Source organism: Polaromonas sp. P3_C2 (genome assembly GCF_056402675.1).
Genome location: NZ_JBFUGX010000391.1, coordinates 1 through 3,995, shown reverse-complemented (window position 1 = coordinate 3,995; position 3,995 = coordinate 1). Strand labels below are relative to the sequence as shown.

3 protein-coding genes are annotated in these 3,995 nt (G+C 62.1%); 1 reads left to right on the top strand and 2 read right to left on the bottom strand.

Annotated elements, in window-relative coordinates; genetic code table 11:
• Together AC1DWI_RS15680 and mutM are read right to left on the bottom strand one after the other, a co-directional pair.
• On the bottom strand, window positions 1-1,544 hold a 1,544-nt coding region (locus AC1DWI_RS15680), incomplete at its 3' end, for a dynamin family protein (protein ID WP_477725171.1).
• A 71-nt stretch (window positions 1,545-1,615) separates the two neighbouring features.
• Window positions 1,616-2,431 carry a bifunctional DNA-formamidopyrimidine glycosylase/DNA-(apurinic or apyrimidinic site) lyase gene (mutM, locus tag AC1DWI_RS15675; RefSeq protein WP_477668278.1) on the bottom strand — a complete coding sequence of 272 codons (816 nt, stop codon included), beginning with the start codon at window positions 2,429-2,431 and terminating at the stop codon, window positions 1,616-1,618.
• A gap of 118 nt (window positions 2,432-2,549) precedes the next feature.
• On the opposite strand from mutM, the gene AC1DWI_RS15670 reads away from it, so the two are divergent.
• Window positions 2,550-3,995, top strand: a 1,446-nt coding sequence (locus AC1DWI_RS15670; protein WP_477725170.1) for a tetratricopeptide repeat protein, incomplete at its 3' end; no start/stop codon positions are given.

The following is a 3,995-nucleotide window of genomic DNA, read 5'->3' as shown; positions in this document are numbered from 1 at the left end:
TAGCGGATCAGCTCCGGCTCTTTTGGCGCCTGCAGCGAAAAACTGAACTCGGCATTGAGCTGGCGAAAGGATGCAGTCAACATGGACTGGATTTCACTGCTCATGATCTGTGACTTCTGCAGTCCCTCGCGAAGGCGGGAAAAAGTCTGGCCATAAGCCTTCTTGACGCCCAGCTTGATGCCCGGCTGCTTCAGCGCATGCGTCAGCTCGGCCAGTTCTGCCTTGAGCGTCGGCGTGCTGAGCAGATTGAATACGTCACGGAGCAATTTGAGGTGGACGGAACGTACCGCGTGAATTTTCGAGCCGCTGGTGTCGAACTCAGCCTGCTCCTGCTCGATGCGGCTGCGCATGTGCTTGATGACCGAGACGTTCTTTCCTCTCAGGCCACGCAACTCAATCATCTGTTCGGCCAGATCGCGCCGGCGGATGTGCATGGCCCGCCCCGCTTCGGTCCGGAGTTCGCTGATACCGCCCGACACCGCTGTACGCAGAATTTTTTGGCGCTGTCCCATCACGCCCTGCCCCAGCGCCAGCTCGAGGGCAGGCAGGTGGCTGGCCTCCAGCAAGGCCTTGTCTCGCGTGACCTTGGCCACCAGCCCTTTTTGGGCCGATACGGGAATGACCTGGGATTCAGGCAGGCCCAGGATTTCGGCAGATGTTGCACGCTGCTTGTCGATCTGTGCCTGTACTTGTTCGGGCGTGCTTAACGCGTCCCAAAGGGTGTCGATCTTGTTGAGCACCACCAGGCGTGCATCGGTGCCATCACCGTCGGTGATCAAATGCTCGCGCCATATGGCGAGGTCGGACTTGGTGACACCGGTATCGGCGGCCAGTATGAACACCACGGCATGGGCCTGGGGGATCAGGCTCACCGTCAGTTCGGGTTCTGCGCCAATGGCATTGAGACCCGGCGTATCCAGGATGACCAGGCCCTGTTTGAGAAGCGGGTGCGCAATATTGATCAGCGCGTGGCGCCACTTGGGCACCTCTATCAGGCCGTCTGCGCCTACACGCGGGTTGTCCTCCGGGCTGCTGTCATGCCAGAAACCAAGAGAGCGGGCTTCGTCCTGGGTGACATGGCGGACTTCGGCCACTTTTTCGAGCGCCTGCGCCAATTGCGCCGGGTCATTCACGTCGAGGTCGATCCGTGTCCATTTTTCAGGTACCGCGCGCCACTCCATGAGGGCTTGCTTCTGCAGGCGCGTCTCGATGGGAAGCAGGCGCAGGCAGGGCGGCACATCCGCGTCGTAGCCCAGCTCGGTCGGGCACATGGTGGTGCGGCCAGCGCTTGCCGGCATGATGCGGCGGCCATAACCGGCAAAAAAGATCGCATTGATCAGCTCGGACTTGCCGCGCGAGAATTCGGCCACAAAGGCGACCATGACCTTGTCGGAACGTACCTGTGACTCGAGCCGCTGCAGGCGCTCCTCAACCGCTGCATCCAGCAGGTCATGGTCCTTCATCCACTCTGCAAGCAGTTTCAGGCGCAACGCGAATTCGCGCCGCCACGTGCCGTGCTGGTCAAATTGTTCGTTAAAAGACATCGGTCTACCGTAAAGTGTGTCGGTCAATATAGCATCGCAAACCCGAAAGAACCATTGGCGCGTCTACGGACTCAAGGTTTCTGGCAATTCGCACAGTAAAAAGTGGACCTTTGCCCCTGCCGGAGGGTCTTCACGGGTGCTGCGCACACCCGGCAGGGCAAGCCGGCGCGGTCATAAACCATGGCTTCCAGCTGGAAATAGCCCGATTCACCCTGTGCATTCGAAAAGTCCCTCAGGGTGCTCCCCCCCTTTGTAACAGCTTGGGCCAGTACCTGGCGGATCGCCCCGTGAAGCAAGGCCGCGCGGGGCTTGCTGATCCGGTTTGCCCGGGTGGTCGGCCGGATTCCGGCCAGGAACAGGGCTTCCGACGCATAAATATTGCCGACACCAACCACGGCCTCCCCGCCCAGCAATACCTGCTTGATCGCCGTTTGCCGCAGTTTTAGCGCCCGGTGAAAGCTTTCCGAGTCAAAAGCGTCCGTCAGCGGCTCGACGCCGAGCCGGCCAAGCAGCTTTTGGGCGGCAGGCGCGCCTTCATCGCTGGCATACACCACAGCCCCAAACCGGCGCGGGTCGTTCAGACGCAAAGTGCCCCGGCTGGTGGCCATTTCAAAGTGGTCGTGCTTGCCCAAGGCGGGGAAACCGTCGCCGAAAGCCACGCTACCGGACATTCCGAGGTGGATCAGCAGCAGCCCGTTGCTCAGATCCACCAAAAGGTACTTGCCGCGGCGGCGAACCGCCAGCACCTTCTGGCCGGCAAGCTTGTGGGGCGCGCAGCCCAGCGGCCAGCGCAGGGGCTTGCCCATCTGGACGCGCTCAATGACGGCGCCGGCGATACGGTCCGCAAAGCTCAACCGGGTGACTTCAACTTCTGGCAGCTCAGGCATGGTTTTGTAAATAAGGGCGCTACTGCATGGCGCAAGAAGACAGCGGTGGGCCAGCCGAAGATCAGGGCCGCGGCGTAAAGCGGCAGCGCAGCCGGGAAGCTTCAATTATCATGGTTCGATGAAGAAAAAAATTGGCCTTGCCATCAGCGGCCTGTGGCTGGCTGTTCCCCTGGTCCTGGCGCAGACCGAAGAACCGCTCCTGGCTGCGCCCTCAACGCTTGTCGAGGCCAAGGCCGCACAGGAAGCGACTCCATCATCGCAGCTGGATGGTGCCCTTTTTTACCAGCTGCTGGTGGGTGAAATGACCCTGCAGGAAGGCGAGCCCGCCGCAGGATTTGCGCTCATGCTGGACGCCGCCCGCAAAACCGGCGATGCGCAGCTCTACCAGCGCGCTACGGACATCGCACTGCAGTCGCGCTCTGGCGATGCCGCACTGCAGGCAGCCCAGGCCTGGAAGGCAGAGCAGCCCGCCTCGCGCGAGGCAAACCGTTATGTCCTGCAGATCCTGGTGGCATTGAACCGAATTGCCGACACGACCGAACCGCTGCAAACCGAAATCCGGCTTGCTCCGGAAATGGAACGCGCTGCGGCATTGACTGCGGTACCCCGGATTTACGCGCGTGTGCCCGACAAAAAGCTGGCCAGCACGGTGGCCGAAGAAGCGTTGGCCACCTACCTGAACAGCCCCGCCACCGCCAGCGCCGCCTGGACCACGGTGGGGCGCATGCGGCTGGCCTCCGGCGACAGCAACGGCGCGCTTGCGGCAGCCAGGCGCGCGCAGGCTGCAGGCCCGCTCTCCGAAGGCCCGGCCCTGGTCGGGCTGGAACTGATGGACCCGAAACAGCCTGAAGCAGAAAATCTGGTCCGCAAATACTTTGAAGGCAACGCCAAAGCCCTGCCTGAAGTGCGGATGGCCTATGCGCGCGCGCTGCTGGATGCCCAGCGCTACGCCGAAGCCGCCGCCCAGCTGCAAGTGGTGACCCGCGAAAAACCCGAGCTTCCCGAAGGCTGGCTGGTGCTGGGCTCCCTGCAATTGCAGGACAACCAGCTGGCACAGGCACAAACCTCGCTGGAGCGCTACGTCACCCTGGCCCAGCAGCAGACCGCCGAGGGCGAGCGCAACCGCGGCCTGGCCCAGGCCTACCTCTCGTTGTCCCAACTGGCCGAAAAACGCAAGGACTATGCGGCGGCAGAAGGCTGGCTGGCCAGGATTGAAGATTCCGCTGACCTGACCCAGGCCCAAACCCGGCGCGCCTCCATCCTTGCCAGCCAGGGCAAACTGGAAGAAGGACGCCAGCTGATCCGCAAGCTCCCCGAACGCAACGCTGCGGACGCAAGGCTGAAATTGAACGCAGAAGTAGGCCTGCTCCGTGAGTTCAAGCAGTACCAGCTGGCCCATGATGTGCTGGCGCAAGCCCTGGCAAAAAACCCCGACGAAACCGAACTGCTGTACGACCAGGCCATGATGGCTGAAAAGCTGGGTTCGATGGATGAAATGGAACGTCTGCTGCGGCGCGCCATCCAGCTCAAGCCCGACTACCACCACGCTTACAACGCCCTGGGC

Excerpts from the sequence above, each read along its gene's own strand:
- mutM (WP_477668278.1), bottom strand. The coding sequence starts at position 2,431 with ATGCCTGAGCTGCCAGAAGTTGAAGTCACCCGGTTGAGCTTTGCGGAC.